We start from the raw sequence: 26,612 nt of genomic DNA on the forward strand, positions 1-26,612 counted from the left end.
TGATTCTCACCGATCCGCGAAGCTTCCCTGTCATGCGATGACCCTATGACAGGGAAGCCGATGGGCGATATTCTTCTAGTGCGCCAGAAAGTCGATGACCATGCGATTGAATGCGTCCGCGTGCTCCCACTGCACCCAGTGTCCGCAGCGGTTGAACACGTGCAATTGGGCATTCGGCAAGCCGGCCAGCAGTCGCAGGCCGACGTCCATTGGCACAAACCGGTCGTCACGCCCCCAGACGATCAGCGTCGGCGCCGCGACCTCGCCCAATCGTGCGCCATAGTCCGTGAACTGTTTCGGATTCGCGGCAAGACTCTTCACGAAATTCTCGAGGTGGTCGCGATTCGCGAGCATGTTGTCGAGCCGGGCCTGCATCAGATCCTCGGTGATCGAACTCGCGTCGAAGACGAACACGTTCATCATGCGCTTCAGGTTCTCGATGGTCGGATCCTTGTACAGACCATTGAGCAGTTTGATGCCTTCCGTCGGCATGGCCACGAATTGGCTCGGCCCGCCGGTGCCGCCGCCCATCAGGATCAGCTTGCCGACACGCGCGGGATTCGACAGGGCGAACGCCACGGTACTGTGTCCCCCCATCGAATTGCCGATGATGTGCACGCGCTCGATGTCGAGCGCATCGAGCACGGCCTTGAGCACGCGTGCGTTCAATTCGGAACGCGATCCGGTGTTGACGACCGGATCGCTTTTTCCCCAACCGGGGCAATCGACCAGCAGCACGCGGTAGCCGGCGTCGACCATCGGCTCGACGTTGCGGTTGAAATTGGCCCAGCCGGTCGCGCCCGGTCCGGACCCATGCAGCATCACCACCGTTTCGGCGCCACTGCCGGTATCGTTGTAGTGAATGCGATATTCTGTGTCCGCGTCGCGGATCGTCACGAAACGGCTCGTGGACGCTTCCGTGAGCGCCATGTCGGCCGATTGCATTGTCGTCATAATGACTCCCTCTACGAATAGTGAATCGTTGAGGACGGCGCGCCTCGTCATGAAACACGCCACCCTCCCAAAGACTTTCTCAAGCACTCGACGACGCTCGGCGCCGGCCGGTCATCGCCCCGGCTGAGTGACGCTGGCGACCATGCGCGGTGCGAACGTGCTCACCACGCTCAGCGCGGCAACGGCTGCAATCACGATCAACGGAATGCTCGAGGACACCAGCATCGACGCACTCTGCCCCAGCGCGAACAACTGACCGGCGATCAGCGGCCCCAGGATCGAACCGAGACGCCCGACGGCCACCGCCGCCCCCACGCCCGTGCCCCGCACTTCTGTGGCATACGCCTGCCCGGCCATCGAATACAGCACCGACTGCCCCCCGACCAGGAACAGTCCGCAGAAGAAGGCGCCGCAGGCCATCGTCACCGCACCGTTGGCCCCCGACAACCCGGCCAGTGACAACGCAATGCCGACGTACATGCCGATCACGGTCAGGCGCGGCGAGTAACGATCCATCACGTTCGCAATGCCGATCGCCCCGATGCCGCCACCGATGTTGAACATCATGATGGCCATGCCTGCCTGCGCGCGCGACAGCCCGTTGGCCACGACCATCGACGGCAGCCAGTTCATCAGGAAGTACAGGACGATGAGCGTGCCGAGGTAGCTCGTCCACAGTGCGATCGTCGTGCGCGTGCGGCCCTCCTTCCACAGCGCGTGCGTGATGCTCGGTGTCGCGCCGGGCGCGTCGTGCTGCGCCGTGGTGCCGCCGACGCCGGAGTCACGCGTCACACGCGTGGCGACAAACTGTGCCGACTCACGCAGATAAAGCCCCAGCAGTGGCACCATCAACATCGGACCGAAGCCGCCGACGTAAAACACGTGTCGCCAGCCCTCGTCGCCAGGACTCATGATGCCGATCACGGCAGCGAATGCTGCGCCGAACGGCATGCCGCAATACATGGCGCCAACAGCCGTGCTTCGCTGGCCTTCCGGTGCAGCTTCGGCGCACAGCGCGATCAGATTTGGCATGGCGGCACCGAGACCGAGACCGGTCAGAAAGCGCGCCGTCAGCAGCGATTCGAAATTCCAGGTGTGTGCCGTGGCGAGCGAGAAAATGCCGAACAGCGCGACGGACAACATCAGCACCCGTTTGCGCCCCCAACGGTCGGCCAAACGCCCGCCAAGTGCCGCGCCCGGCAACAAGCCGATGGCACCGGCGCTGAACGCCCATCCCATCTGCGCCACGGAAAGCGCGAACTCCTTTGCGATGCGTGGGGCCGCCACGCCGGCCGACTGCAGATCGAGCCCTTCGAGCAGGGCGATGGCCAAACACAGTGCGATCGTTGCGAGGCTACCCTTTGCGGGCGCCGCGCCTTGCGGTGATGATGCTTGCATTGCTTTGTCTCCAGTTCCAGGAAAATCCGCTCTTCTTGGCGGTCGTGTTGAGTCTTGGGAGTTGCGCGCTTTACCTCTCGATGTTCGACGGCGAAAAGTCTGGTTCACAAGCGACCTAAGTCGCATTAGTTCGTCGCATCGGTTCACCCCATGGCGTTGCCGCATTGCATCGTCTTGACTCGCATAGCACCGCCACCAGTCGTCTTGCGCTGCTGCCCGATGCGTCCCGATGCGTCCCGATGCGCCCGCGTGTCCTTGAGTGCGATGGCGCGTGCGTGGGCTGCCTTACGCAAACGTCGCGCGTACGCTGCCCAGACCTTCGATTTCCGTGACGAACGTACCTGCCTCGGTAACGGGGACCATCGGGCCGAGCGCGCCGGTGAGCACCACATCCCCAGCGCGCAGCGGCGTGCCGAGTTGCGCCATACGGTCGGCGAGCCAGACTGCGGCATTCAGCGGGTTGCCCAGACAGGCCGCGCCGTTGCCGCGCGAGCGCACTTCGCCGTTGTGCGAAAGCGTCATTGCGCAGGCTGTCAGGTCAATGTCGGCGAGCGCGACCGGTCGGCTGCCCAGCACGAACAGCGCGCTCGACGCGTTGTCGGCCACGGTGTCGACGAAGCGGATATTCCACTGCTCGATGCGGCTGTCGACGACTTCCACGGCCGCGACCGCATAGGCGGTGGCGCGCAGAATGTCGGCGAACGTGTGTTTCTCGCACGTGAGGTCACGCTCGATCACAAGCGCGATCTCGGCTTCAACCTTGGGCTGGATGAGGCTCGCAAGCGGCATCGGCTGCGCGTCGCCGTAAGCCATGCCGGCAAACAGCGCGCCGAAGTCGGGCTGATCCACACCGAGTTGCCGCTGTACCGCGAGCGATGTCAGGCCGATCTTCCGGCCGACGATGCGCTCGCCCGTGGCGGCGCGCGCGGCGACGTTGCACTGCTGCACGGCATAGGCGCTCGCCATGTCGTCGGGTGCGATCTCGCCGCGAATCGGTGCAATGGGCTGGCGCGTGGCCTCGGCCCGGCGAAGACGCTCGGCGAGGGTCTGAATCAACGGGGAATTCGACATTGGGGACTCCTTCTATCAGGCGGCCGCGGCCAGCGCCGTTTGCGGCGTGGCGTGCATCGCGGCAAAGCCGGCGATCCATTCGGGAATCGCACGGTAGTAATCGATGGACGCGCTGTACTCGCCATAAGCGGCGAGCGCCGCGAACGCTGCGACCCACGTACGGATTTCGTGGGCCGATTTGCCGCCGTCGCGCGTGATCGCGTCGTTGCTGATGTCATCGACGGCGCGCAGATGCCCGTCGCAGAGCAACGAGAGAAACGCGTGGTCCCACTGCGGATTGAGCGGATGCAGATGACTCGTTCCCGCCGTGAACGCTTCGGCGGCGGCCACCGTGCGTGCCTGACGCGCCGCGCGCGACTCTGCGGACGGGTTACGGCCGGCGATCAGACGCTCGGCGACCTCCTCGGTCGCACCGATCAACTCGGGCACGGGCGGCTCGTGCGAGATGCCGCCCGATCCCACCACCAGCACGCGCTTGTCCGTGCGCGCCAGGTGCCGGCCGATGGCATCTCCCAGCAGGCGAGACCGGCGCAGCGTCGCCATCGGCGGCGCGACCGAGTTGATGAACACCGGCACGACCGGGTGGGCATCGAGCCCGCCTGTGAGCACCTCCAACGCATAGGCGCAGCCGTGATCGACCTGCATGCGGTACGACAGCGCGACATCGACCTCTGACGCCAGCACATGCTCGGCGAGCGCATGCGCGATATCTGACGGGACCGGCAGCTTGCCGGCCAGGCTGTTGAAGTCGCCGATCGCCGTGGCCGCCGCGCCGATGCAGAACGGCGGCATGACGTCATAGAAGAAGCCGTTGAAGTGATCCGGCGCGAATACGACGACCAGTTCGGGATCGAACGCGCGCACGCGCTCGCGTGCCTGCGCCTGCACCCGCTTCACTTCGGACACGATGTCGTCGGGCGGATCGAAATAGCCGTGCAACGGCGTGTGCGAAATGCATTCGAGATGAATCGGCATCACTTAGGCTCCGGCAACTTGCTGCATGACAAGGGCGGGGGCGTGATGCTTTGGCGCGTGCAGCGGCGTCGCCTGCCGCACCGGATCATCGGAGAGCGCTACCTTGCCGGCTAGCGCGATCAGCGCGTCCGACACTTCCTGCGGGGCGCAGACACCCGCGACGAATCGATCGGGGCGCAACAAGACCACGGATTGCGAACGCGCACCGAACCAGTCCTTCAGTCGATTGAGTGGATCGCCGATCGCGATCACGCTCTCCGGTACGTCGTCGGTGTGCGCCATCTGCACGTCGGGCTTGGCCAGCACGAAGCGCACGCCCAGTGTCTCGGCAACGGCGCGCGCACGCGCTGTCAGGCCGAACGTCGGGTCGGCCCCCCATCCGAGCACGGCAAAGTGATTGCCGATGACGTCGTCGAGACGTTGAAGCTCGCCGGTCCCGGTGCGGACACTCGGCTGAATGAACAGACGCCCGACCGGCGAGCTGGCAAACGGGTCACGGCCATACACCCGGCGGCCGAGCCACGAATCGCGCTTCTCGCTCATCAGGCCCAGCAGGCGGCCCGGCGCCGAATTGCCCGAGCGCTTCAACAGGCGCGCCAGCCAGCCGCCGGTGGACGTCGAGGGGGGAAGCAACACCACTCCCGCTTCGTAGCGTGGCATCGGCTTGAAACGCATTTCCACGAAGTAGCGCCTGACCGACGGAAACAGGTTGAAGCTGCGCACGAAGGCGTCACGGAAGCGCACGCCGAAGCGCGTGGTCGGTGCAAAGATGTCGCCCGCGACTTCGGAGAGGTGGATCATCGAGCGCGCATGTGGCCGACGCTCGGCGGTGTACGTGTCGAGCAGGCTCGGGAGACTCTGCCCCTTGATCACCATCGCAAGCTTCCAGCCCAGGTTGTTGGCGTCGCGAATGCCGCTGTTGTAGCCCTGCCCCTGCCATACGGGCATGATGTGCGCCGCGTCGCCCGCCAGCAGCACGCGATCCACGCGGAACGTTTCCGCAAGTCGCGCGTTGTGCGTGTAGACCCGCTTGCGGATGTAGTCGACCCGGTCCGGATGCGCGACCACCTTGCGAATCAGCGCCGCCATGTTCTCGGGCCTGGAGAGTTCTTCTTCCGTCTCGCCCGGCATGACCATGAATTCGAAGCGGCGAATGCCGTGGGGCAGGGCGGCGGTAACGTATGGGCGCTCGTGATCGCAGTGCAGATAAACGTGAGGCGAGCCCACCGGGTCGTTACGCACGTCGACCACGATCCACTGGTTGGGCTTCGTGCGGCCTTCGAACGGCACCTGAAGCAGGCGACGAATCATGCTGTTGCCGCCGTCGGCGCCGACAACGTAACGTGCGCGAATCGTACGGACTTCGCCATCGCTCGTTCGCGTGCTCAGCGTCACCCCCCGAGCGTCCTGCGCGAGCGCCTCGACGCCGTGCCCGAAACGCACGTCCACATGCGCGAAGCGCTCGAGCCCCTCGAACAGCACCCGATCGGCGAGCGGTTGAATGAACGCGTTGCGGCGCGACCAGCCGAATTCGTCGGTACGCGGCTCGATCGACGCGAAGCAGTGACCATCGCTCGTGACAAACCGCATCCAGTGATCGGGGGTCGTATGCGGAAGCAGAGCGTCGGCAAGGCCGACGGCCTGGAATACACGCAAGGCCTCGTCGTCCAGACCGATGGCGCGCGGGTAATCGATGAGTTGATCCAGCTTTTCCAGGATCGTGACGCGCACGCCTTGCAAGCCGAGAATATTCGCGATCATCAGCCCAACCGGGCCGGCTCCGACGATGGCCACGTCCGTCGTGATGTCGGCACTGGTGTCAGCCACGGCACTGGCGGCTTTGTCGAATGTACTCATGTGTCTCGCTCCTTTTTTGAGCGCGAGCGCGCCCCGCACGCCGGTCTGGCGCGTTCGAATGGCGTGCTGCGTTCGTTGATTCCGTCGCGGCTCGTGTCGTCCGCTAATCGTTGGGCCGGGGTCGGTCGTCGAGCGAGGCGTCTTCGACGACACTCGCTCACACCGAAAAGAAGGTGTCTCCGCTAGCGCTCTGATTTTTCGATGAGTCTAGGCAGGTCGCGAAAAGCGCTCAACAATTTCGTCGAAATGTGCATAGAATGCACATCATTGATTTTAAATACGATTTCATGAGCAAATATCCGAACGTGCGCGGGCTATCGCGCGGCCTGCTGGTACTGCGGGCGCTCAACGCGATGGCGCGGGGACGCGCGACGCCGCAGCAGTTGAGCGAAGCGACGGGACTTCACCGCACCACCGTGCGCAGACTGCTGGAGACATTGCTGGAAGACGGATTCGTGCGACGCAGCACCTCCGACGACACCTTCCGACTGGCGCTCGCGGTGCGCTCGCTCAGCGAGGGCTTCACGGACGACGAACGCATCGCGACCGTCGCACCGCCGATCATGGGGAAGTTGATGCAACGTGTGGTGTGGCCCTCCGATCTGACCACTCCCGACGGCGACGCCATGATCATCCGCGAGACGACACATCGTTTCAGCCCGTTGTCGTTTCACCGCGCCATGGTCGGGCGGCGCCTGCCGATGCTGTTCACAGCTGCCGGGCGGGCATACTTCGGCATGTGCCCGGAGGCGGAGCGCGAGGACATTCTCGATTTGCTGCGAACGGGCGCGGGCGGGGAGTTGCAGCAGCGGTTTGCCGGCGACGACGCGTTCATCCGCAATCTCGTGCGACAGACGCGCGAGAACGGCTTCGGCTCGAATCATGGCGACTGGCTCGACCAGCGCAAGATCGGCGCGGTAGCGGTCGCCATTGTGTCGGAGGGACGTGTGCTGGCGAGTCTTAACGTGATCTATCTCGATCAGGCTGTGAGCCCGGCCGAGGCCGTGCGGCGGTTCGTGCCGCCGCTGCAGGAGGCGGCGGCGGAGATGGCGGAAGCCGTGGCGCCGGCCGCCCTCGCGCATGCGGCGTCCGTTGACGATTAAGCGTCGCAGCTCGCCGTGACGGTGAACCGCTGATTTTTTCCCGCTTGCATTCGATATTCCACGGGACTCAGTCCACCAAGTTTTGATTCGATGCGGTACCGGTTGTCGTCGTCCATGTAGCCCTTCAGGCCTGGTCTTGATACGCCGCGCGTCAGCTGAGGTCGAATTGCACCATCACGACCGTCGCACTGTTTTCCCGCAGTAGGGAGAGCGAGCCCCCCAGTCGTTGGGCGCGCCGTTGCATGCTGTTGAGCCCCGTGCCGTGAAAGTGCCGGTCCTGCGGGGCATCGGTATTGATTCGCATGCCCTGCATATCGAAACCGACACCGTTGTCCTCAACGCGCAAGGTGACCCGATTGCCGTCGTGCCGCAGTTCGACAATGATACGGGTCGCCTGCGCGTGCTTGAGCACGTTGGTCAGCGTTTCCTGGAGAATGCGCAGCAACTCCAGCGATTGCGCGGCGCTGAGCACGCACGTCGAGATGCCGTCGAGCCGCCAGATGCACTCGATGTTCTGCGTCTCGAAGAGTACTGAAATCCGATGCCGCAATGGGGCAATCTGCTCGGCGAGCGCCAACTCACCTTGCTGATGCGTGGCCGCCGTGTCGATGACGAAACGCAGTTCGTCGCGCATTTCCTTGAGCAACGCGAGAAAGCGCGCCGGCGGCAACGTGTGGGGCGCATGTTCGATGGCCGCGATGCTCGACACCAATGCGCCGCCCAGTCCATCGTGCAAATCGTGTGCGAGATTCAGCCGCTCGGCGAGGCGCGCGTTGACGACTTCGAGTTCGTGCTGACGATTGAGCGTATGCGCCAGTTCCTCGCGCGCATTATCGATGCCGACGCGCAGTTCGTCGTTGAACTGAGCGATTCTCCGTGCGTTTTCGGCAAAGCGCCTCGCAAGCACGATGGCCATGCCGATCATGAGCACCTGAGACGTTTGCGTCGTGTAATAGACGTTCGACGTGAGCACGCCAAAATACACCAGAAAATCATGGGTGCCGGCGACGACGAAGGTCAACGCGCACATTGAGACGATACGTTGTTCCAGCCTGCGCTCAAGCCATGTGAGGACGAAAAGCAGCACGCAACTCGCCAGATAGGTCACGCCGGGCACTATGGCCCAGATCGCGCGCGATGTCTCGATGCGATCGTGTGGCATGACGATCAGCCAGAGTGCTCCGGCGCCGAACGTTGTCCATAACAACGCTTCGAGGCGCGGCATGCGTCGGCCGCAAAAACGCAACACGTACATCGTGAAGCTGCCGCAGTAAGCGAGAAATGCGATGGAGACGAAGATCTCCCACGCGTCGTTCGTGGCAAATGGCCACGGCCGGGTGACCACCTGATTGACCGCATAGAGCCACCAGGTGAGCGACATCATGCTGAACCAGCCGTAGGCCGATTCGTCGCGTCGATACAACCAAAGCATCGACACGAGTATGCCGAGGGTCAGGGTGATGGCGAGACTGAAGAGTTGCAAGTCGCGCCGTATCCATTGCTCCCGCTCGTAGCGCTCGTGCACGACGTCGGGGCTGCCCAGCACGACTGGGCCAAGCCCAGGGCTGTACGCCGCCAGGCCCGAGACGCGTACGAGTATCGTGTTGACGCCGGGACGTAACGCCGGCGTGTCCAGAATTTGGTACCTCGGCGTGTTCCACGCTCGCGTCAGTGGCTCGACAAGCGAGTTGTCGCGCGAGATCAGGACATCGTTCAAGTACACCGCGCCGGCCATATTCAGGTATTCCAGCAGCACGCCACGTGGCTGTGGGTGCTCCAGTTCCCGCCACGTAAGCCGATACCAGACCACGCCGTTGTAGTCCGGCCAGCGGCGTGTCCAGACGTCGGGCAGCGTGACGTCGGTCCAGCCGACGTCTGGGGCGTGCCCCGTAGTCCAGTTGGCGGCATCGGGGTTCATGCTCGCGACGTCATCGCTCGTGGCGCGCAGGGCTTCGATACGATCGAACGTCGGCGCGGTGTTCTCGGGCGGGCGTGTCTGTCCCTGGGCGTCCACGATGCCGGGGACCGGGCCGATAAGGCAGACAAAGACGATAAGACTGCGCAGAGACAGAGACCTGCCCCGTGCCGAGTGCGTCGTGCCGATGCGGCGGGTCAGGGCAACAAGCCGAAGGTACGCGCTTCGAACACGGCCTGCGTGCGCGAGTTGACGGCGAGCTTCTTGTAGATGTTCTTGATGTGGCATGCGACCGTGAGACTGGAGATATTGAGCAGGGCTGCAATCTCGCGGTTCGTCATGCCTTTGGCGACGAGCCCGAGAATCTCGATTTCTCGCGGGCTCAATGCCGGCACGGCCTCGGCCGTCGGCGACTGACCGGTGACTGGCGTCGCCGCCGGTGCGTGTGGCGTCGCTCGGCTGACGCCGACTAGGCTAAGAATATGCCTGGCAACAAAAGGATCGATCGGCGCACCCCCGCGCAGTGCGCTGCGTATCGAGAGCGCAATTTCCTCGTCGTCGCGCTCCTTGAGCAGATACCCGGTCGCGCCTGCCCTTAGCGCACGCACAATGATCTGCTCCGTACTCCACGCGGAGATTACCAGAATCGGAAGGGCGGGATCGCTTTCGTGCAACTCGCCGATCAGATCGACGCCGCTGCCGTCCGGCAGGCCCACATCGACCAGTATCAGCGCGCACGGCGTGCTTGCCAGGTGCGCACGCGCCTGCGCGAGGCTTCCGGCCAGACAGACCATCTCATTGCGGTAGCCCAGCGATTTCAGAATGCCGCACATGCGCGTTTGTGTCGCCGGGTCGTCTTCCACGAGCAATAGCGGTCCGGGGAGCACCGGTTCGGCATCGACTGACGGGCTGGCAGGCATAGCTTGGGATTCCAGACAATTAGGCGGGGAGACAATGTCATGCAAATTAGCGCACCGCTATCGTAGCGCCCATCCCCCAAACAGGGTAGGCATCCCCCGAATTTACTCAATTCGGGGGATGCCAGACGTCACACATCGAATGCTACGTTTCGCACAAACGGGTTCGCGCTGCGCAAGGATCGCCAAAATGCGCACGACATTGACGTGACACGGCGTGCAAATCCGGGAGTCGGGCATACGCTTTCGGATTGGGGGGCAGCGTGGGAGAACGGTTTTCCGCAAGGGCGACGCCACGTCGCCTCAAGGCCATATGCGGCGTGGCAGGACTCATGCTCGCCGGGCCGGCCGTTGCGCAGACGTCCGGTCCGCTGTTTCTCGACTATCGCGGCGCCACAGGCGGCTGCTGTCACAACGCCAACGGTTTCGACGGCGCACCCGGTCAGATCGACGTCGAGCGCACGCTCTCGGGCCTGAACATTCTCTCGACGCATGGGGCGACCGGCGTCGCCGTCGACGTGAGCGGCGGCAACGGCGGTAACGGCGACGATGTCAGTGGCCGCGATCACTGGGGCGGCAGCGGCGGCTTTGGACGCATCGTCGATTTCGTGCTCGCGCAAAGCACCGTCATTAGCAACGGTTTTGGCGCCTCCGTCCTCTCCAAGGGGGGAGACGGCGGTCTGTGGGGCAATCGCGGCGAAGGCAACGGCAACGGCGGGAACGGCAATTTCGCACGCCTGACGCTCGATGGCGGCTCGGTAAGCGCTGTGGGCTTCGGGCTGTCGGCGCAATCGATCGGCGGGAACGGACAGACCAGCGCGATTCCCTGGGGGCCCGGCGTGAACGGCGGGGTCGGGGGAAACGCCGGGGATGCCAGCGTGGTCGTGCGTGGCGGGGCCACCATCACTGCCAGTGCGAGCGGCGGAAGTGGGGGCGCGGCCATTCGGGCCGAATCGCTGGGCGGTCAGGGGGGATTGGGAATCGACGACTGGGAGGGCGGCTATGTGCTCTCCGGATGGGGCGGGAATGCGGGCAATGTCACCGTGTCGACGGCGGACGGCACCGTGACCGCCCATGGCGATGGCGAAGTCGGCGTGCTGGCGCGTTCCGTCGGCGGCAACGGCCCGAAACGCATGAGCGATAGCACGGACGTCAAAGGCTCGAACGGCGGTAACGCCGGCAACATCACCATCACGAACGGCGCGGCGATTTCCACCGATGGGGCTAACGCACCGGGCATTGCCGCCTACAGCCTTGGGGGTGACGGCGGCGATGGCGGCGGCGGTGTCACCGGTAACGGATTTCAGGGCGGCGATGGCGGAACGCCGGGGTCCGTCACGCTCACCAACACCGGCAGCATCGCGACGCGCGGCGTCGGTGCGATGGGGATGCGGGTTTCGGTCGTTGGGGGCGCCGGCGGGAACGGTGGCGAATCCAGTCCCTGGTCGGGACATGGCGGGAATGGCGGTGCGGGTGGCAACACCGGAAATCTGGCCGTCGATATCAAAAACGACGGCACGATCATGACGTCGGGTAACGACGCCGTCGGTATTCTGGCGCACGCGGTGGGGGGCGGCGCGGGGGCGGCCGACCTGAGTCAGGGGATCATGAACATCGGCGGTGGGTCCGGCGGCAACGGCGGACTCGGTGGCAACACGACGCTCAGCAGCAACGGCTCGATTTTCACCACGGGCGATCAGAGCGCCGGTGTGCAGGTGCAGAGCATCGGTGGCGGCGGGGGGCACGGCGGCGACGCCGATACGACCGGCATCATCGTTGGCATTGCCACCGGCGGGCACGGCGGTGCCGGCGGAAACGGCGGCGATGCCCTCATGGATCTGGGCGGAGCGATCTCGACCGCTGGCGCGGGCTCGAGCGGCGTTCTGCTGCAAAGCGTGGGGGGCGGTGGCGGCGCTGGCGGGTCGTCCAGCGCCATGACCGTCGGTGTTGGACTGGGTGTGGCCGTCAGTCATGGCGGCAGCGCCGGGGGCGGTGGCGCGGGTGGCGTGGCGCATGCCACGCTGGACGATGGGAGCAGCGTCACGACGCAGGCCGTGGCAAGCGATGGCGTCGTCGTGCAAAGCATCGGCGGTGGCGGCGGCTATGGCGGACTCGCCAGTTCGGCCACGCTCACTATCGCGCCGGATCTTGGCCCGGAGGTGCCTTCCGCCACGCTCAGTCCGCACGTCTCCATCGGGGGTAGCGGCGGCGACGGCGGCGGCGGCGGGTTGGCCCAGGTCGACAACAGCGGCGGTATCTGGACGCTGGGTGACAAGAGCATCGGCATATTGGCCCAGAGCATCGGCGGGGGCGGCGGTGCCGGGGGAAGTGCTGCCGCCGCGTTACGGGCGCAATCGATCGCCACGCCGAACCGTCGCTTCAACATCAGCGTGGGCGCGACGATCGGCGGTGCCGGTGGCAGCGGGGGCGATGGTGCAGTCGCGCTGGTCAACAATAACGTCGACGGCAGCGTGCTCACGGCTGGCGATCACTCGTATGGCATCGTCGCGCAAAGCATCGGTGGCGGCGGTGGCGTGGGCGGTATGGTGCAACAGGAAACCGCGAAGTCGTTCGGCGCAACGCTCGGCGCACCCGGATCGGTTCAGGGGCTGTTGCAGTCGATCGGCAATTGGCTGACGACCTCCGGCAATTCGATGAACGTGGCGTTCGGTTCACTCACTGTTGGTGTGGATGTTCGCGTCGGTGGCACGGGCGGCGAGGGCGGGGCCGGCAACGTGGCCGCCATCAACAATCACGGCCCGGTGACGACATCGGGCGCCGGCGCGGCGGCGATCGTCGCGCAGAGTATCGGGGGTGGCGGCGGTCAGGGCGGCACGGCGGCATCGACCAGCGTGTCGAGCCTGCTTTCGAGCGTCGATAGCTTGCTTGGCGTGATGGCTGGCAGGATTGGCACCTACTTCAACGTCTCACCCAATGTCGGGACGCATGTGGCCGTTGGCGGATCGGGTGGCTCCGGCGGCGACGCGTGGCAAGCGAATGTACTCAACACCGGAACGCTGTCCACGACGGGCTTCGGTGCGCCGGGTATCGTCGCGCAGAGCGTGGGCGGCGGTGGCGGAGCGGGGGCGGCGACTTCGCAGAACCTCGAGCTTTTCCTCTCGAATTGGGCACCGAAGGACGCGCCAGGCATCATCGATGAGATCACCCGCCTCATCGACCTGCTCGGCTCGAATCTCGCCAGCGCGCAACACAGCGTCAATGTCAGCGTTGGGGGGCAGGGCGGCAGCGGGGGAAGCAGCGGGACGGTCAATGTCGACGCCAGCGATGCTGCCAGTCGCATTCAAACCACCGGCGACAGTTCGCCGGGCATCCTTGCGCAAAGCATCTCCGGCGGCGGAGGGCAGGCGGCCGCGACGGATTACACCTTCGGCGCGAGCAGCCTCGGGGCCGCTGCCGGATCGACATCGCCGGCAGTGTCGCTCGCGCTTGGGGGAACATACACCGGCAATCTGGCGGGCAATGCGGGACAGTTTTCTCGCGTGAACGTCAAGAGTGGTGGCGTCATCGCGACGCGGGGGAACGACGCGAGCGGTGTCGCCGCGCAAAGCATCACGGGCGGTGGCGGCGCCGCAGCGGTGGGCCTGACGGGGAATGCGAGCACACATCTCGCTGCAGGGCAGCAGGTCGCCGCCCCGGCCATCACGTTGGGCAGCACACTGAGCGGCGAACTGTCGCCGTCGAGCATGAACGGTGCGCCCGTCTCGGTCGTGGGTTCAGGCAGCATCAATACGAGCGGCGTGCTCTCGCACGGCATTTTCGCGCAGTCCGTTGCCGGGGGCGGCGGCGCCGCCGGCATGACCGTCGACGCGTCGGTTGCGTCCTTGCTCGGGGGCGCGGTCATCAAGCTCGGTGCGTCGCCTGAGGGCGGCAGCAGTCTGCAAGCCAACGCCGGTAGCGTCAGTGTCGATCTGACGAACCCTGCAGCCGACCAGGCGGTCGTGTCGACACGAGGGGCGTTGTCGTTCGGCGTGCTGGCGCAAAGTATCGGCGGTGGCGGCGGGTATGTCGCTCTGGTTGAGGGCGGCAATCCGTCGGCGCTGCCGGTCACCAGCCTGACGCTCGGGGCGCAAGGCGACACGTTCGGCAACGGCGCGGACGTCGACGTGAGCGTCGCGCGTAACGTCGCGGTGCAAACGCTGGGTCAGGATGCGCACGGCATCGTTGCGCAAAGCGTCGGCGGGGGAGGCGGCATTGCAGGCGTGACCACCGCGCCGGGACTCGTCACGCTAGCGTCGGTCAACAATGTCGTCACACGCGCTGGCGCCAACGATGGCGGCAAGGTGGACGTGGTCGTCGATGGTAGCGTCCAAACGCATGGCGACGGGGCGGCAGGCGTGCTGGCGCAGTCCGTGGGCGGTGGAGGCGGTATCACAGGCGATGCCACCGCAGTGACCTACGGTCTCGACATGGTGCGGCAGGCCAACGTCTCCGGCGCCGTGGGGGCGGGGGGCGCGGTGCAGGTGAATACGAGCGGCCGTGTGGTCACTGACGGCGGGCATGCCCCGGCCATTCTTGCGATGAGTCTTGGCGGCGGGGCCGTGTTCAGCGATGGCGGCGTATGGCTGAAACAGCCTGGGAGCGCGAGCGGCAACACGGGCGGCGCAATCGACGTGACGCTTCAACCGGGCAGCGTGGTTGCCGCCATGGGCGCGGACTCCCCCGCGATTGCGGCGATCAGCATGGGCAACGCGGGCGGCGGTTCGATGCAGGGCAAGCCGATCGGCGTGACGATCGGCAGCGGCGCGAGCGTGATGGCCAATGCAACTTCGGGAATCGGCATTCTCGCCATCAATACCGATGGCGTGACCGTCGAGAATGCCGGTACGGTATCGGCGGCAACGGCTGTCGCGTCGCTGAGTCGCGCGAGTGTCGTCAACAGCGGCCTGATGCAGGGCAATGTGGAACTGACAACCGACAGCACGGTTGAGAACCGCGCGGGCGGCGAGCTACGTACGGCGCAGTCGCTCTCGGCCGGGCTGACGCAAAACTACGGCACGATCAGCCCCGGGGGGCCGGGCGTGTTCCAGGCGTCGAAAATCATTGGCAGCTTCTCGCAGACGGGTACCGGCGTCTACGCACCCGACCTCGATTTCACGAATCACAACAGCGACTTCCTGACGGTGACGGGGGCATTGACGTTCGGCGGCAGCGTCGTGCCGATCCTTCGCAATCCGGTCAAGAACATCTGGCTTGGCATCGGGCACTTCGATAACGCACCGACCGGTGAGACGGCCGTCGCGAAGAGTACGGCGCTCGTTTTCAACTATCAGATGAAGGATCACTATGGCGGCTCGCGGGATCCGCTGATTTCGGTGGACGCAAACTTCCGGCCGCCGGGCGTGTCGCTCAATGCGAATCAGGCGTCGTTTGCGGACCTACTTCAGACCCATTGGGACGCGGGCATGGTCGCGGCGGGCCCCTTGTTCCAGCCGTTCGTGAGTGCAGGCGATGCGGCGTCTTACCGCAAGACGCTGGACGTGCTTTCCGGGGCGGCGTCACTCATGCGCGCGGGTTCGCGAGGGCATGAGAACTATGACTTCCTGAACCGCTTGATGAGCTGCCCGCAGTTCGTCACCGACGGCACGCGCATGGGCGAGGGCAGTTGCGTCTGGGCGCGCGTGATCGGCACCCGCGCCGATCGCTTCCAAACTGCGGACGATGTGGGCTTCCGCAGTCAGCAGGTGACCTATCAGTTCGGGGCTCAGAAGGAGTTTGCGCCTGACTGGTTTGTCGGCGGTTCGGCGAGTTACGTGGTGACGCATGCCCGCTCGTCGGATCGCTCGCTGGACATATCGAGCGATGGCTTCCGGGGCGGACTGACGTTGAAGCGTCAGATGGGGCCGTGGCAAATCGCGCTCGCCGTGCTGGGCGGTTACGAGAGCGGCACGCAGAATCGAACGATCGAATATCCGGGGGCGTCCGCGCGAGCCACGAGTCAGCCGGACGCCTTTTTTGTTGGCGCACGATCCCGACTGTCCTATCAATTGAACTACGCCGCAGGGTATGTGAAGCCCTACACCGATCTGGACGTCGTCTACGACAGGAATTCGGCTTACCGTGAAAGTGGCGCCGGCGTGTTCGATCTTGCGATGCAAAGCGAGGGGCGCACAACGGCGGTGTTGAGTCCCGCCGTCGAGGTGGGCGCACGTCTCGACTATCGTGGCACGACCGTGCGCCCCTATCTGTCGGCAGGGATGAGCTTTGCGTCGAAGGGGGATGTGAGCGCCGAGGCGTCGTTCGTCCAGTTCCCGAGTGCGGCGTTTCGCATCACGTCATCGCAGCCGCGTGTCTACGGCAACTTTGCGCTTGGGGTTGAACTGCTGTCGTCGAAAGGGCTCGAGGTTCGGGCGGAATACAACCTGCGCACCGCATCGTCACAGACGGTACAAAGCGCCGCGTTGCGGCTGGCGAAGCACTTCTGAGTCTGAAGGAGGGATACGTCGCGGTCCCGGACGACGGTTCGGGACCGATGTCACGGATGACTCAAACGGCGTTGGCGGCGGCCTTGAGGACGTCGCTGACTGCCGAGATGAATGCTTCGGTGCGCTCGCCGCTGGTCTTGCCGTCCAGCCAGTTCGACGTAAAGCTGAACGTCACCGGCGTTTTGCCCACGAGCATCTGCCCGGCGAAGCACAGGGCGTGGAACGTCCCCCAGTCGAGACTGCCGCCCTTGCCATAGGCGAGCAGCCCTTGGGGCACCGTCATCCACACTGCGTCGGCCATCGCGGAGATTCGCTTGAATTCGATGAGTGACGTCGGCTTCGTGAAGACTTTTCCTGCCAGCACCTGCTGATACCAATTCACGAGATCGTTGGCCGAACTGGTCATCGATTGCTTGTCGTTGATGACATCGGTGCGGGGTGAGAGAAGATGATTGTCGTAATAGACCTTCTCGTTGTGCTCCAGCTTTTGCATGCCGTCCCAGCCGAGATCGACACCCGACGGCGCGCCCGCCAGATAGGAAAAGAGGACGCGCGTGGAATCGGGGATGCGAACCGTGTTCAGTCCCATTCGCCCGACCAGTTCGCGCACGCGCGCCGGCCCGACAGCGGCTAGCGTGATGTCGGTGCTGATGTTGTCGCTATGTGAAATCATCGACTCGAGTGCGGTTCGGAACAGCGTCTGTCCATTCAGGCCGATGAGCACTGGGCTGCCCGGCGTGCGCACGGCGTCACTAACGGTGCAGAGTTGGGTGCCGGAGAGTTGATTGCGGCCGGACTCAACGTCAAGCAGGAACTGGCCGAGGATATACGTTTTGACGGCACTGCCGACGAACAGGCGTTGCTCCGGCGCGTAACCGGCACGCCAGCCCGGCCCTTGGGGTGGGGTTACGGCAACGACGCAACTGGTCGTTTTCGGCGCGAGGGCGACAAAGCGGTTGATGGCGGTGTCGAGATCGGCGCGCCCGGCAGCGATGGCGCTGGTTGCGGGCGACAGCAACGCCGGTGCAGCAAGTGACGCCGCCGTGAGTTTCAGCGCTTTTCGGCGGGTGGGACGAAAATCGGTCATCGCAAAAGGCTCCTGGAAAAGGGACGGTGAGCAGCGTGCCGAGCGCTGCTTGCCGCTGCGGCGAGGCCGGGGCAACGTTAACACGCGGGCGGCGCCGTCGCGATCCCTTGTTTTGGGTAGGTAGAGGGCCGACTGAACTCAATTCCGCAACCATCGACGGCGCCACCAGGCGCTAAAGTTGAAAACGCCGGCTGAGGCGTTCGCGTTAGCCGCTTGACCCGTGCTGGCTCCGCTGGGTCATTACACCTCAGCGAAACAACCAGCCGGCGACCGCCTTCGTGTAGCGTGGCATCACGACGTAGACCATCAGCAACACGATCACCGCGGAACCGGCCATCCGGGCGACGATCGACTCGCCGGGGAAGGGCCACAGGGCGAATACCGGCCCGAGCAGCCAAGGCACCAGGACCGACAAGGGAAAGATTGCAGACCACGTCACCAACCACTGCTTCCATGGCGTGGCGGGCTTGTGCGCAGGAGGCTCGAACCAGAATTCCAGTCCCGTGCGGATCTGGTAGCGATCGCCCTTCGGCAAAAAAGGCTGCATACGCTTCAGGAATTCGCGGCGTTCGGCAGACTCCATCCAGCGCGTGAGGTTTTCAAAGCCGTCGAAACGAATGATCACCACATAGGTGTGCTGTTTGCCGAGCGGCCGGATCACATCGGTGGAAAGATAGCCCTCGAAGCGCTCGCAAGTCTTTCGGATGTCGGCGAGCCATTGCTCGTAGCGATGCGTCGCTTCGGGAATGATCTCGTGGGTAATGATGCTCGTGACGATGTCGCTGGGCTCGCGGGTCATGATGGGCAATGCGCAGGGCGTGATGGGGAGAACGCCATCATCAAACCACAGTCCAGCGGGCTCACCAATAGCACAAAGGTGTGCCGCGCCCGGCGCGCGTGAGATAGACGTGCACATCGCGGGCCGTGAATGGCTGATTGACGCCCAATCGGGGGGAAGCGCATTCTAGCGAATCGTCCGAGGCGGGCAGCCCGGGCGGTTAATACCAAGTGACGATGGCGGCGCCGGCACAGAGCCATTAGTCTTCCTTGTGATCGGCCGTCAGGCGTTACAGCACAACACCAGACGCCCTCCAGCACCGTCGGCACCTCGCGTCGCAGATGGCCGGCGAGCAGTGCCGACACACTTGGTGCGGCCGCCACGGTGGCGGCCCGCGGTGCAAATGTAGCCCACGCCGGTTTCAACCCGAAGTTGCCCTCGCTATTCCGCCATTCCTTCCTCGGAGCGCAGACGATGAATACGATCACCACCCAAGACGGCACGCAAATTTTCTATAAAGACTGGGGTAGCGGAAAACCCGTGGTCTTCTCGCACGGCTGGCCGCTCAATGCCGACGCCTGGGACGCGCAGATGCTCTTCCTGGTACAGCACGGCTGTCGTGTCATCGCGCACGACCGTCGGGGACATGGGCGTTCCAGCCAGTCGGCGCATGGCAACGATATGGATACCTACGCAGACGACCTGGCGTCGCTGCTGGACTCGCTCGACATTCAGGGCGCTACGCTGGTGGGTCACTCGACCGGCGGTGGCGAAGTCGCGCACTACATCGGCCGCCACGGCACCCGGCGCGTCGCGCGCGCGGTATTGATCGGCGCGGTGCCGCCGATCATGGCCAAGTCGGCCGCCTATCCGAACGGCTTGCCGCTTGAGGTGTTCGACAACATCCGCAAGAGCGTGGCCGACAATCGCTCGCAGTTCTACAAGGACCTTGCGGTGCCGTTCTTCGGTTTCAACCGTCCGGATGCCAAGGTGTCGCAAGGCACCGTCGACGCGTTCTGGGCACAGGGCATGACCGGCAGCATTCTGGGCCAGTATCTGTGCGTCAAGGAATTCTCGGAAGTCGACTACACGGAAGATCTGAAGAGAATGACGATCCCGACGCTGATCCTGCACGGCGACGACGACCAGATCGTCCCGATCGGCCATGCCGCCGAGCTGTCGGTCAAGATCGCCCCCAACGCCAAGCTCAAGGTGTACAAGGGGGCGTCCCACGGCATGTGCGTGATCAACGCCGATCAGGTCAACGCCGACCTGCTGGCCTTCATCAACCCGTGAGCTTGCTGGGCGTTCCGATCAGCGTGTGTTAACCGAGGTGCTCTATGGCTCCCCTCCCGCCGTCGCCGGATGTTTCATCTGCGGTTGCTCGCAAGACGTGTTCGCTACCGAGCTGGATCTACTGGCTCGCGCTGTTGCTATTGTGTAGCGCTTATCTGCAAGGTGGCATCGACAAGGCGATGGATTTCCCGGGCGCCATCGCCGAGATGCGGCACTTCGGTTTGTCGCCGGCCGCGCCGATGGCAGTGGCCGTTATCGTGCTTGAAATCGGCGCGTCACTGTTGATCCTGACGGGCCGGTGGCGGTGGTTGGGGGCGTTGGCGTTGGCCGGATTTACGCTGGCGGCGTCGTGTCTCGCCAATCGGTTCTGGGCCGCGCCTCCCGACGCGCGGCTGATGCTTGCCAACGGCTTTTTCGAGCATCTCGGACTGGTGGGCGGATTCGTCGCCGTCGCTTGGTATGACCTGAGCACAAACGTTTGCCGAGGATCGTGATGACACGCTTTCGCTCGTCTCATTTGACGTGAGGCGTCTCGTCGGGGGAGCGGGTAAGGTGATCCCGGTGCCCGAGCAAGGCGAACGCCGTATCCTGATGCCGCTCATGCGGTCGTTACGAGGTCGCCGCCCCGACGAGATGTGTCCTATGAGCGCAGGCGCGCCAGCTTATCGGCCACCACCGCCCGCACCACCGGCACCGCCACCCACCCCACCGCCCATGCCACCGCCCATGCCACCGCCCATGCCGCCGCCCATGCCACCTCGGCCGCCGGTACCGCTGCCGCGCGCCGGAGGCATATCCGGCAGCGTCACGCCGCGCTCGCGCGCGCGCTCCTGCATCTGGCGGTGATGTTCCAGTCTCAGGGCCTCACGCTCGCGCACCGTCTTGGCGGCGCGCATCTTGGCGCGATACTCGTTACGCTCGCTCGGCGTCATCAACTGGCTGCCGTAGATGGTGTCTCGCGACTGCGTTTGTGTCCGGTCCCGGGTTCTGTCTTGAAGCAGGTCTTTGTCTTTTAGACGGTCTCTGTCCTGAAGCTGATCCTTGTCCCGCAACTGGTCTTTTGTCTGGTCCTGAGCTACGGCGACTCCCACGGTTCCGCCCAGTAGCAAGACGAGGGTTGAGGACAAGGCCAACGAGGCAATCAATTTGCGCGATTTCATGGTGTTCTCCAATCGTTGTATGCAGGGCAATTCCTGCCGGGTTACGAAACTACCAATGCGATTGCGACGAGCGACGGCTTTCGAACCACGTCTGATGCTCCTGAACGTGATAGCCGCTCACCCCTCTGCGCTCGCGCGACGGCCACAATGGCATGCGTGCAAATCGATACGACGGCCATTATTTCGTCGGCCAGACGTGGCATGTTTACTTCCTCGGCGCGGGCGTCGCGGCGAGCGCCATTCGTTGTTGCTCTGCAATCTGGGCAATCTGGTCCGCCTGTGTGTCGTTCATCCTGGCGCACAGAAGGAATCCGATTTTCATGACGGCTCCGGCGGTGACCGGTGCCTTGGCCACCAGGCCCAGCAACGTGCCGGCCAGTTCCGGATTCGGTGCGGGCTTGATCAGTTCGTTTTGCAGGTTGCCCATCAAATATGGCGCGGCGATCTTGCCGCTGGCGGCCAGCGCCGGATCGACCTCGCCGCGCGCCGTGTTCAAGCGCAACAGATTGCTGCCACTGAATTGCTGCGCGGCTGTCATACCCAGCGATACGCCTTGGCAGCGCGGTGAACTGTCGAGCGAATTGCGCACGTTGACCGCCGGACCACCCCCCGGGCCCGGTATGAAGTCGGCCGTGTCACCGGTCGTCGGGGTGGTTGTCTCGGTTCCCGGGTCGGGCGGCGTCAATGGATCATCCGGGTTGGACCATCCGCCCCAGTAACGCAGGCGCGTGCGGCCCACGTCCTCCAGGCGGGCCGCTCCACTGCCGTAGCGGCCGACCCCCTCGGGCACCTGCCCATTGCCACGTATGCCGCTGCCGCCGCCGAAGCGCTCAGCACCTGGCGAGGGATGAGAGGTGGCGCCCTGGTGTTGGCCGCTTTCGTGACCCTCGTGTCCGTAGCGCGTGCCATGGCCTTTTTCCACGGTCCCCCCGGTTTCCCCGCCTGCATCGTGCCCGCCACCGCCACGCCCACTGCCGCCGCCGTTATGGCCACTGGCACCGCCACCGCTGTCATGCCCTCCGCTGCTGCCGCCACTGTCATGGCCGCCACCTCCGCCTGCGTCTTGCGCGTTGGCGAGCCCGATCACAACAGAGACGATTGGCGTGCCAATGCGCTCCGGCGCGAGCAGAGATGTGCCGATTGCCGCCATGGCAAGCATGGCGACCCGGACCTTATGTTTCATGATGGCGCCCATTTCTCGTGGCTCGAACGTTCAATGGCGAATGACGCGACCAACTGCGCGCGGCGGCGATCAGCCATGCGCTTCCGCAATCGCTGCGCGCACTGCTTCTGCAATGGCACCCAGTTCGGCATCCGATACACCAGTGGGTAGCGTCAGCGTCATGATCTTGTTGATGGCGTCGACAGTTGCGGTACTGACCGGCAATGTCTTGTCGGAAGCCGTGCCAATGAACACCGCAGCAAGAAGGAGCGCACGGGTCGCCGACGTGCTCGCGTCGTAAGTTCCCGAACTGCTGACGATCTGACCGGTGGTCAGCAGATTTTTATAGAGCGCCAGGTTTTGTAGTGGCGAGTCGACCATGACAACCGACGTATCGGTGAACGTCTGCTTGACCAACGTTTGCAGCGCCGCGACTTTCTGATCCATGGTGAGCGCGGCGTTGTCTGCGATCGCCAGAACCTGGTTATAGAACGCCGGTTGCATGCTGGAGAGCGCATCGGCCAGCGAGCGGTCAAGCACATGAGACGGCGCGCGGGCTACGTTCAGGCGACCCAGTTCAAGATCCGAAGGAATGCCTTCCTGCGCCCAAGCCGGTTTGCCTCCTTGAGTGCCCGGGGCTGGCTTGGAGCCTCCGCCGCCGTACTTCGGCCCTTTCGCATCGCTGTCGGCGCTCGGGCCGCCTTGGCCGGAACCGCTTGAACCCGCATCAGTTGACGAGCCGCGCTTGCCCTTGTTGCCGCGCTCGGCGCTTGGCCCGCCCGCGCCCTTCGGTGTGCCGCTCTGAGCATGCGCGGATGAGATTGGCGCCAGTGAAGCCAGCCAATTCGGGGCGGTGCTGCTGACACTCATGACCATGCCGAGCGACGCTGCGGTGGCAATGGCGATTCTGGTCATGGATAGGGGTTTGGTGGACATGAATTTCCTCTCGTTGCATGGATATGGAAGTGCGCCGATTAACGTGATCAGGGCCGAATGCACTCGTGTCGACCTGTATTGTTCGACTACATTTTTGCAGCTTGCACGCTGCGGATATTGATGCGCATCAAGGGCATTGCATGCAGCCGAGCGGCGCGGATGGCGTTTGTCTGAGGCAACCCGAAGTCCGATGCGCAGCGTCGCATTTATGCGGCAGCGTGCCGGCGGATTCGGTGCCGGCGACGCATAATTCGCAGGGGTGGATCAGTGCGAAAAGGGGATGACCACGCGGGCCATCACCGTGTACTGATTGAAATTCTCGGTCGGGACGCTTGAATTGAGTCGTCGTGCGGTCACGCTCAGGTCGAGCAATAGATTCCGATGAAAGCGGTAGCTCATCCCCAATGTGGCGCCGTAGTAGTCGTCGCTGCGGGGAATGCCTTTATAAGCGACGTGGGACAGCGAGCCGGTGCCCCTGACGGTCAGTTTTTCCGTCAAGCGTTGCTCGACGCCGAGCGATGCGTAAGTGTTCAAGTAGCTCGACGACACCAGCAACACGCTGGGCGACGGTGTTGACGTGACGGTGGTTTCCTCGACCGTTCGGTCGAGATAGGCCGACACAGTGGTGCGATCGGTCGGTACCCATTGCAGCGCGGCGCCTACCACGGGCGCGGTGACGTCGACGAATCGCGGATCTCGATAATCCTGTCGCAGCCACCCGGCGAATGCATCGAGTTTCAATACGCGAGGAATGTTCCATCGGACGCCGGCCAGATAGCGCATCCCGGTCGAGTCGCGCTCATAGCCGAGATCGTCGACCGAGCTGTTGTAGTACCGGTTATCGAAGGCGATCTGAACGTAGGGCTCGATGCGTGGCGTGACCTCGTATCCGACGCGCACGCCGCCGGTGTACTGCCAGCGGTCGCGGTCGCTATTGTTGATGATGTTGACGGCGCCGCTGCTGGTGAGGAAGTTGACGTTGTTATAAGTGAGCTGCTGTGCCGTACCCGCCACGCGCACCGAGACCCGACCGAACTGATGAAACACACCGCCATACAGGCGCAATTGATGGTATTGGGTGGGTGTCAAACCGTTCCGCGCCGAGGGCGACTCGCGGTCTTCGTGCTCTTGTGAGAAATGCACGCCACCGTAGACGTTGGTATTCGCGCTGAAGTCGTAGCGGCCTTCAGTGCTTAAATGGAAATCGTTCGAATTCTCCGACGTGTAGGTCGAGTAGCGTGTACTGTCCAAAGACGCGTGAAAATCCAGTTCATGCTTGGCCCAGTTCGATTCGGCCCGGATCGCCGGAGAGAAGATCCAGGCCCGGTCGCTCAGGCGAGTGTCGTTCGGCGAAAAGTAGACATTACTGTCATACATCCACGAGGTGGCGAGCTCTGGATAGATCAGGAACGATCCGAGCGAGAACGGTGCGCCAGTGGCACTCGCCGGGCTGGCCGGTGTGGGGATGCGATCCGGGGCCTTGCCCGGAACAGCGTTATCGCTGGGTGCTTGCGGTGGCAGGCTGGGCACCTGAGCCGCGGGCGATGGCGGTTCGCCGGTGGGCGATTGCGCCACTTTGTCCTGGGCAAGCACCGGGGATGACCACACCAGAGCCGTGGCAATCAGGGACAGCAGATTGCTGTGCCGCAAGCGTAGCCGCGCCGGCGCCTCGGCTCGCCGCACGACACCGTCGTGCCTTAATGGCTTGCCAGCCCTCGTTCTTGCTCGGCCAAATTGCATGTTCGCCTCTCTGAACCCATGTTATGGTCATGTGCGCCATCCAGCATGCGCATGTCGAATCCGACTCTTGATTGAGCATAACCATGGCTTTGGCGAGGGACTTTGACATTATTCAAATAGTTTTGACATATTCATGCGTGTTGCGTAATGGCCTCAATTGTCGTTCTCCGCTGGATTGTGGGTACCCAATGCACTGATGCAGACGCATACGCGCGGGATGGCCCCCTGCCCAGCGGGGTCCCATCAACGACATTCATTGTGCCGTCTGCCGCAGCGGCTTCGTTGCTCGTCTGACCCACATCCGGTCAAGCGCCCAGACCGCGAGCATCGTCGCGCCCATCAGCGGAAACACGACGCCCAGCACGACCAGGGAAACGATCCAGCCACGCATGGGAACGCGCATCGGCATTCGGGCGGGTGCGCCCAGCGAGCGAGACGGGCGGCGTATCCACCACATCGCGGCGCCTGTGGCTGCCATGGCGAAGAGCCCTATCGAAATCAGCGCGCATAGCCATTGATTTGCGGCGCCGAAGTATCGGCCCATGTGCAGCGACGTGCCATATGAGATCGCCTGCGCGACGCCGCCATAGGCGTCGTAATCGATGTCGCGCAGCACCGCGCCGCTGTACTGGTCGATGTGCAGGGTGCGTTCGTCGCGCGGATCAGGCGGGAAGTAAGAAACGGTGTAGACGCCATCGGCGCGCGACGGAACGACCAGGCTGTATCCGGTGCTCACGCCCTTGCTCGCCGCGATTTCCATCACACGATCGATGGGCAGCGCACCCTGAGCGTCAAGTTGAGCGATCGTCAGCCCCTTTCTGCCGCCACCGCCACCGTGCGCGGCATGCTCGGCGGCGCTTGCGCCGCCGGCTTGCGACGAGGCGCCCATGCCTTGCATTCCGATCATCTCCGGATCGCCGTGATCGCCGTGCATGGCGACCATCTCGAGCGCTGGCACCTTCGAATTGGGCACCGTCGTGTCGCCCACGGCCCACGGCATTTGAGCGATCGGTAGATCATCCATCTTTGTCGGCATGCGCGAGCGTACCGGTGCTTCGCCCCACGCGCCGGCAGGATAGCCCATGCCCGCTTGCGTCGCGATGGCCTTGAACTGCTTGCCCCACGAGCCCGACCAAGGCAACCCGGTGAGCACAAACGCCAGTCCGCCCGCCGCGAGCCAAAGGCCCGCGACGCCATGCAGATTGCGCAGCAGAGGCCGGCCACGCAACTGAAGTCGCGGTTTAAGCGCGCCCGCCCATGTCGCGCTGCCGCGCGGCCACCACAGCGCCACGCCGGTCGCCAGCATGACCAGTGTCCAGCAACCGGCCAGCTCCATGAGCAACTCCCCCGGTTTGCCGAGCATCATCGCGCGATGCAACTGGCGCACTTGCTTCATCAGCCGATGCTCGACACTGAGCGTGCCCAGCACCTCGCCCGAATACGGGTTGACGTACACACTCTCGCGCTCGCCGCCGGGTAGGCGGAAGATGAATTCCGCGCTTCGCGCCGGGTCGCGATTCACCTCGACCGAACTGATCGTGGCGCCTCGCGGCAGCGATGCCGAAGCACGTTTCATGAGCGTTTGCTCGGTCATACGAGATGCCTGCGACGCGGCGACGACCATACGGTCGTGATACAGCCACGGTTCAATCTGTGGTTGAAAGACGTAGATCGTTCCCGTGACGGCCAACACCATGAGCCAGGGCATGACGAACAGCCCAGCATAGAAGTGCCAGCGCCACAGCGTGCGATAGCGGCCGGCGGCCTGATTGGGCGGCACGTCGCGCATTGGTGTGAAAGGTATCCCCATGATTCGTGAT

The 26,612-nt window shown here is 64.2% G+C and carries 18 protein-coding genes; 4 read left to right on the forward strand and 14 right to left on the reverse strand.

The features are described 5' to 3' along the window. Positions 1-75: 75 nt before the first annotated feature. From PCE31106_RS18860 to PCE31106_RS18880, 5 genes are all read right to left on the reverse strand, one after another. Positions 76-945 (reverse strand): alpha/beta fold hydrolase, encoded by an 870-nt coding sequence (locus PCE31106_RS18860; RefSeq protein ID WP_150564366.1) that lies wholly within the window; start codon positions 943-945, stop codon positions 76-78. A 120-nt stretch (positions 946-1,065) separates the two neighbouring features. After that, a complete protein-coding gene (mhpT, locus tag PCE31106_RS18865; RefSeq protein WP_150564337.1) occupies positions 1,066-2,352 on the reverse strand; it encodes a 3-(3-hydroxy-phenyl)propionate transporter MhpT in 1,287 nt (428 codons plus the stop codon). 285 nt (positions 2,353-2,637) lie between these two features. Then, positions 2,638-3,423: a 2-keto-4-pentenoate hydratase gene (mhpD, locus tag PCE31106_RS18870; protein WP_150564338.1), complete on the reverse strand. Its 786-nt coding sequence runs from the start codon at positions 3,421-3,423 to the stop codon at positions 2,638-2,640. A gap of 15 nt (positions 3,424-3,438) precedes the next feature. Then, positions 3,439-4,398: a 3-carboxyethylcatechol 2,3-dioxygenase gene (locus tag PCE31106_RS18875; RefSeq protein ID WP_150564339.1), complete on the reverse strand. Its 960-nt coding sequence runs from the start codon at positions 4,396-4,398 to the stop codon at positions 3,439-3,441. A 3-nt stretch (positions 4,399-4,401) separates the two neighbouring features. Then, entirely contained in the window at positions 4,402-6,255 is a 1,854-nt protein-coding gene (locus tag PCE31106_RS18880) for a bifunctional 3-(3-hydroxy-phenyl)propionate/3-hydroxycinnamic acid hydroxylase (RefSeq protein ID WP_150564340.1), read from the reverse strand. 287 nt (positions 6,256-6,542) lie between these two features. Here PCE31106_RS18880 and PCE31106_RS18885 point away from each other — a divergent pair, with 287 nt between their 5' ends. Beyond that, positions 6,543-7,358, forward strand: coding sequence for a DNA-binding transcriptional regulator (locus PCE31106_RS18885; RefSeq protein ID WP_150564341.1), 816 nt, complete (start codon positions 6,543-6,545; stop codon positions 7,356-7,358). 151 nt (positions 7,359-7,509) lie between these two features. Here PCE31106_RS18885 and PCE31106_RS18890 read toward each other — a convergent pair whose 3' ends face one another. Together PCE31106_RS18890 and PCE31106_RS18895 are read right to left on the reverse strand one after the other, a co-directional pair. Then, the gene (locus PCE31106_RS18890; RefSeq protein ID WP_174975294.1) at positions 7,510-9,372 is read right to left on the reverse strand and encodes a sensor histidine kinase; all 1,863 of its coding nucleotides are present in this window, start codon (positions 9,370-9,372) and stop codon (positions 7,510-7,512) included. Positions 9,373-9,470: 98 nt separating this feature from the next. Continuing rightward, positions 9,471-10,193 carry a response regulator transcription factor gene (locus PCE31106_RS18895; protein WP_150564343.1) on the reverse strand — a complete coding sequence of 241 codons (723 nt, stop codon included), beginning with the start codon at positions 10,191-10,193 and terminating at the stop codon, positions 9,471-9,473. A gap of 317 nt (positions 10,194-10,510) precedes the next feature. Here PCE31106_RS18895 and PCE31106_RS18900 point away from each other — a divergent pair, with 317 nt between their 5' ends. Then, the gene (locus PCE31106_RS18900) at positions 10,511-16,633 is read left to right on the forward strand and encodes an autotransporter outer membrane beta-barrel domain-containing protein (protein ID WP_150564344.1); all 6,123 of its coding nucleotides are present in this window, start codon (positions 10,511-10,513) and stop codon (positions 16,631-16,633) included. Between the two features lie 61 nt (positions 16,634-16,694). Here the strand turns inward: PCE31106_RS18900 and PCE31106_RS18905 are convergent, their stop codons facing one another. Continuing rightward, complete coding sequence (locus PCE31106_RS18905) at positions 16,695-17,720, reverse strand: serine hydrolase (RefSeq protein ID WP_150564345.1); 1,026 nt, start codon at positions 17,718-17,720, stop codon at positions 16,695-16,697. A gap of 247 nt (positions 17,721-17,967) precedes the next feature. Continuing rightward, positions 17,968-18,636 carry an antibiotic biosynthesis monooxygenase gene (locus PCE31106_RS18915; RefSeq protein ID WP_254441180.1) on the reverse strand — a complete coding sequence of 223 codons (669 nt, stop codon included), beginning with the start codon at positions 18,634-18,636 and terminating at the stop codon, positions 17,968-17,970. 336 nt (positions 18,637-18,972) lie between these two features. Here PCE31106_RS18915 and PCE31106_RS18920 point away from each other — a divergent pair, with 336 nt between their 5' ends. Beyond that, positions 18,973-19,794 carry an alpha/beta fold hydrolase gene (locus tag PCE31106_RS18920; RefSeq protein WP_150564346.1) on the forward strand — a complete coding sequence of 274 codons (822 nt, stop codon included), beginning with the start codon at positions 18,973-18,975 and terminating at the stop codon, positions 19,792-19,794. A 44-nt stretch (positions 19,795-19,838) separates the two neighbouring features. Continuing rightward, a complete protein-coding gene (locus tag PCE31106_RS18925; RefSeq protein WP_150564347.1) occupies positions 19,839-20,288 on the forward strand; it encodes a DoxX family protein in 450 nt (149 codons plus the stop codon). 168 nt (positions 20,289-20,456) lie between these two features. On the opposite strand, the gene PCE31106_RS24050 is transcribed toward PCE31106_RS18925, so the two are convergent. From PCE31106_RS24050 to PCE31106_RS18950, 5 genes are all read right to left on the reverse strand, one after another. Further along, positions 20,457-20,954 carry a hypothetical protein gene (locus tag PCE31106_RS24050; RefSeq protein WP_174975296.1) on the reverse strand — a complete coding sequence of 166 codons (498 nt, stop codon included), beginning with the start codon at positions 20,952-20,954 and terminating at the stop codon, positions 20,457-20,459. Positions 20,955-21,159: 205 nt separating this feature from the next. Next, on the reverse strand, positions 21,160-22,149 hold the full coding sequence (locus PCE31106_RS18935; protein ID WP_150564348.1) for a hypothetical protein: 990 nt from the start codon (positions 22,147-22,149) through the stop codon (positions 21,160-21,162). A gap of 57 nt (positions 22,150-22,206) precedes the next feature. Beyond that, on the reverse strand, positions 22,207-23,052 hold the full coding sequence (locus tag PCE31106_RS18940) for a hypothetical protein (RefSeq protein ID WP_150564349.1): 846 nt from the start codon (positions 23,050-23,052) through the stop codon (positions 22,207-22,209). A gap of 264 nt (positions 23,053-23,316) precedes the next feature. After that, on the reverse strand, positions 23,317-24,735 hold the full coding sequence (locus PCE31106_RS18945) for an outer membrane beta-barrel protein (protein WP_174975298.1): 1,419 nt from the start codon (positions 24,733-24,735) through the stop codon (positions 23,317-23,319). A gap of 310 nt (positions 24,736-25,045) precedes the next feature. Continuing rightward, positions 25,046-26,602: a PepSY-associated TM helix domain-containing protein gene (locus tag PCE31106_RS18950; protein WP_254441181.1), complete on the reverse strand. Its 1,557-nt coding sequence runs from the start codon at positions 26,600-26,602 to the stop codon at positions 25,046-25,048. Between the last annotated feature and the right edge of the window lie 10 nt (positions 26,603-26,612).

The organism is Pandoraea cepalis, from assembly GCF_902459665.1.
Lineage (GTDB): Bacteria > Pseudomonadota > Gammaproteobacteria > Burkholderiales > Burkholderiaceae > Pandoraea > Pandoraea cepalis.

What these genes read in the sequence shown, in the direction of transcription:
- PCE31106_RS18895 (WP_150564343.1), bottom strand. Translation starts at nt 10,193, where the DNA reads ATGCCTGCCAGCCCGTCAGTCGATGCCGAACCGGTGCTCCCCGGACCG.
- PCE31106_RS24050 (WP_174975296.1), bottom strand. Translation starts at nt 20,954, where the DNA reads ATGAAATCGCGCAAATTGATTGCCTCGTTGGCCTTGTCCTCAACCCTC.
- PCE31106_RS18940 (WP_150564349.1), bottom strand. Translation starts at nt 23,052, where the DNA reads ATGTCCACCAAACCCCTATCCATGACCAGAATCGCCATTGCCACCGCA.
- PCE31106_RS18925 (WP_150564347.1), top strand. Translation starts at nt 19,839, where the DNA reads ATGGCTCCCCTCCCGCCGTCGCCGGATGTTTCATCTGCGGTTGCTCGC.
- mhpT (WP_150564337.1), bottom strand. Translation starts at nt 2,352, where the DNA reads ATGCAAGCATCATCACCGCAAGGCGCGGCGCCCGCAAAGGGTAGCCTC.
- PCE31106_RS18860 (WP_150564366.1), bottom strand. Translation starts at nt 945, where the DNA reads ATGCAATCGGCCGACATGGCGCTCACGGAAGCGTCCACGAGCCGTTTC.
- mhpD (WP_150564338.1), bottom strand. Translation starts at nt 3,423, where the DNA reads ATGTCGAATTCCCCGTTGATTCAGACCCTCGCCGAGCGTCTTCGCCGG.
- PCE31106_RS18950 (WP_254441181.1), bottom strand. Translation starts at nt 26,602, where the DNA reads ATGGGGATACCTTTCACACCAATGCGCGACGTGCCGCCCAATCAGGCC.
- PCE31106_RS18875 (WP_150564339.1), bottom strand. Translation starts at nt 4,398, where the DNA reads ATGCCGATTCATCTCGAATGCATTTCGCACACGCCGTTGCACGGCTAT.
- PCE31106_RS18905 (WP_150564345.1), bottom strand. Translation starts at nt 17,720, where the DNA reads ATGACCGATTTTCGTCCCACCCGCCGAAAAGCGCTGAAACTCACGGCG.
- PCE31106_RS18885 (WP_150564341.1), top strand. Translation starts at nt 6,543, where the DNA reads ATGAGCAAATATCCGAACGTGCGCGGGCTATCGCGCGGCCTGCTGGTA.
- PCE31106_RS18880 (WP_150564340.1), bottom strand. Translation starts at nt 6,255, where the DNA reads ATGAGTACATTCGACAAAGCCGCCAGTGCCGTGGCTGACACCAGTGCC.
- PCE31106_RS18935 (WP_150564348.1), bottom strand. Translation starts at nt 22,149, where the DNA reads ATGGGCGCCATCATGAAACATAAGGTCCGGGTCGCCATGCTTGCCATG.
- PCE31106_RS18920 (WP_150564346.1), top strand. Translation starts at nt 18,973, where the DNA reads ATGAATACGATCACCACCCAAGACGGCACGCAAATTTTCTATAAAGAC.
- PCE31106_RS18915 (WP_254441180.1), bottom strand. Translation starts at nt 18,636, where the DNA reads ATGTGCACGTCTATCTCACGCGCGCCGGGCGCGGCACACCTTTGTGCT.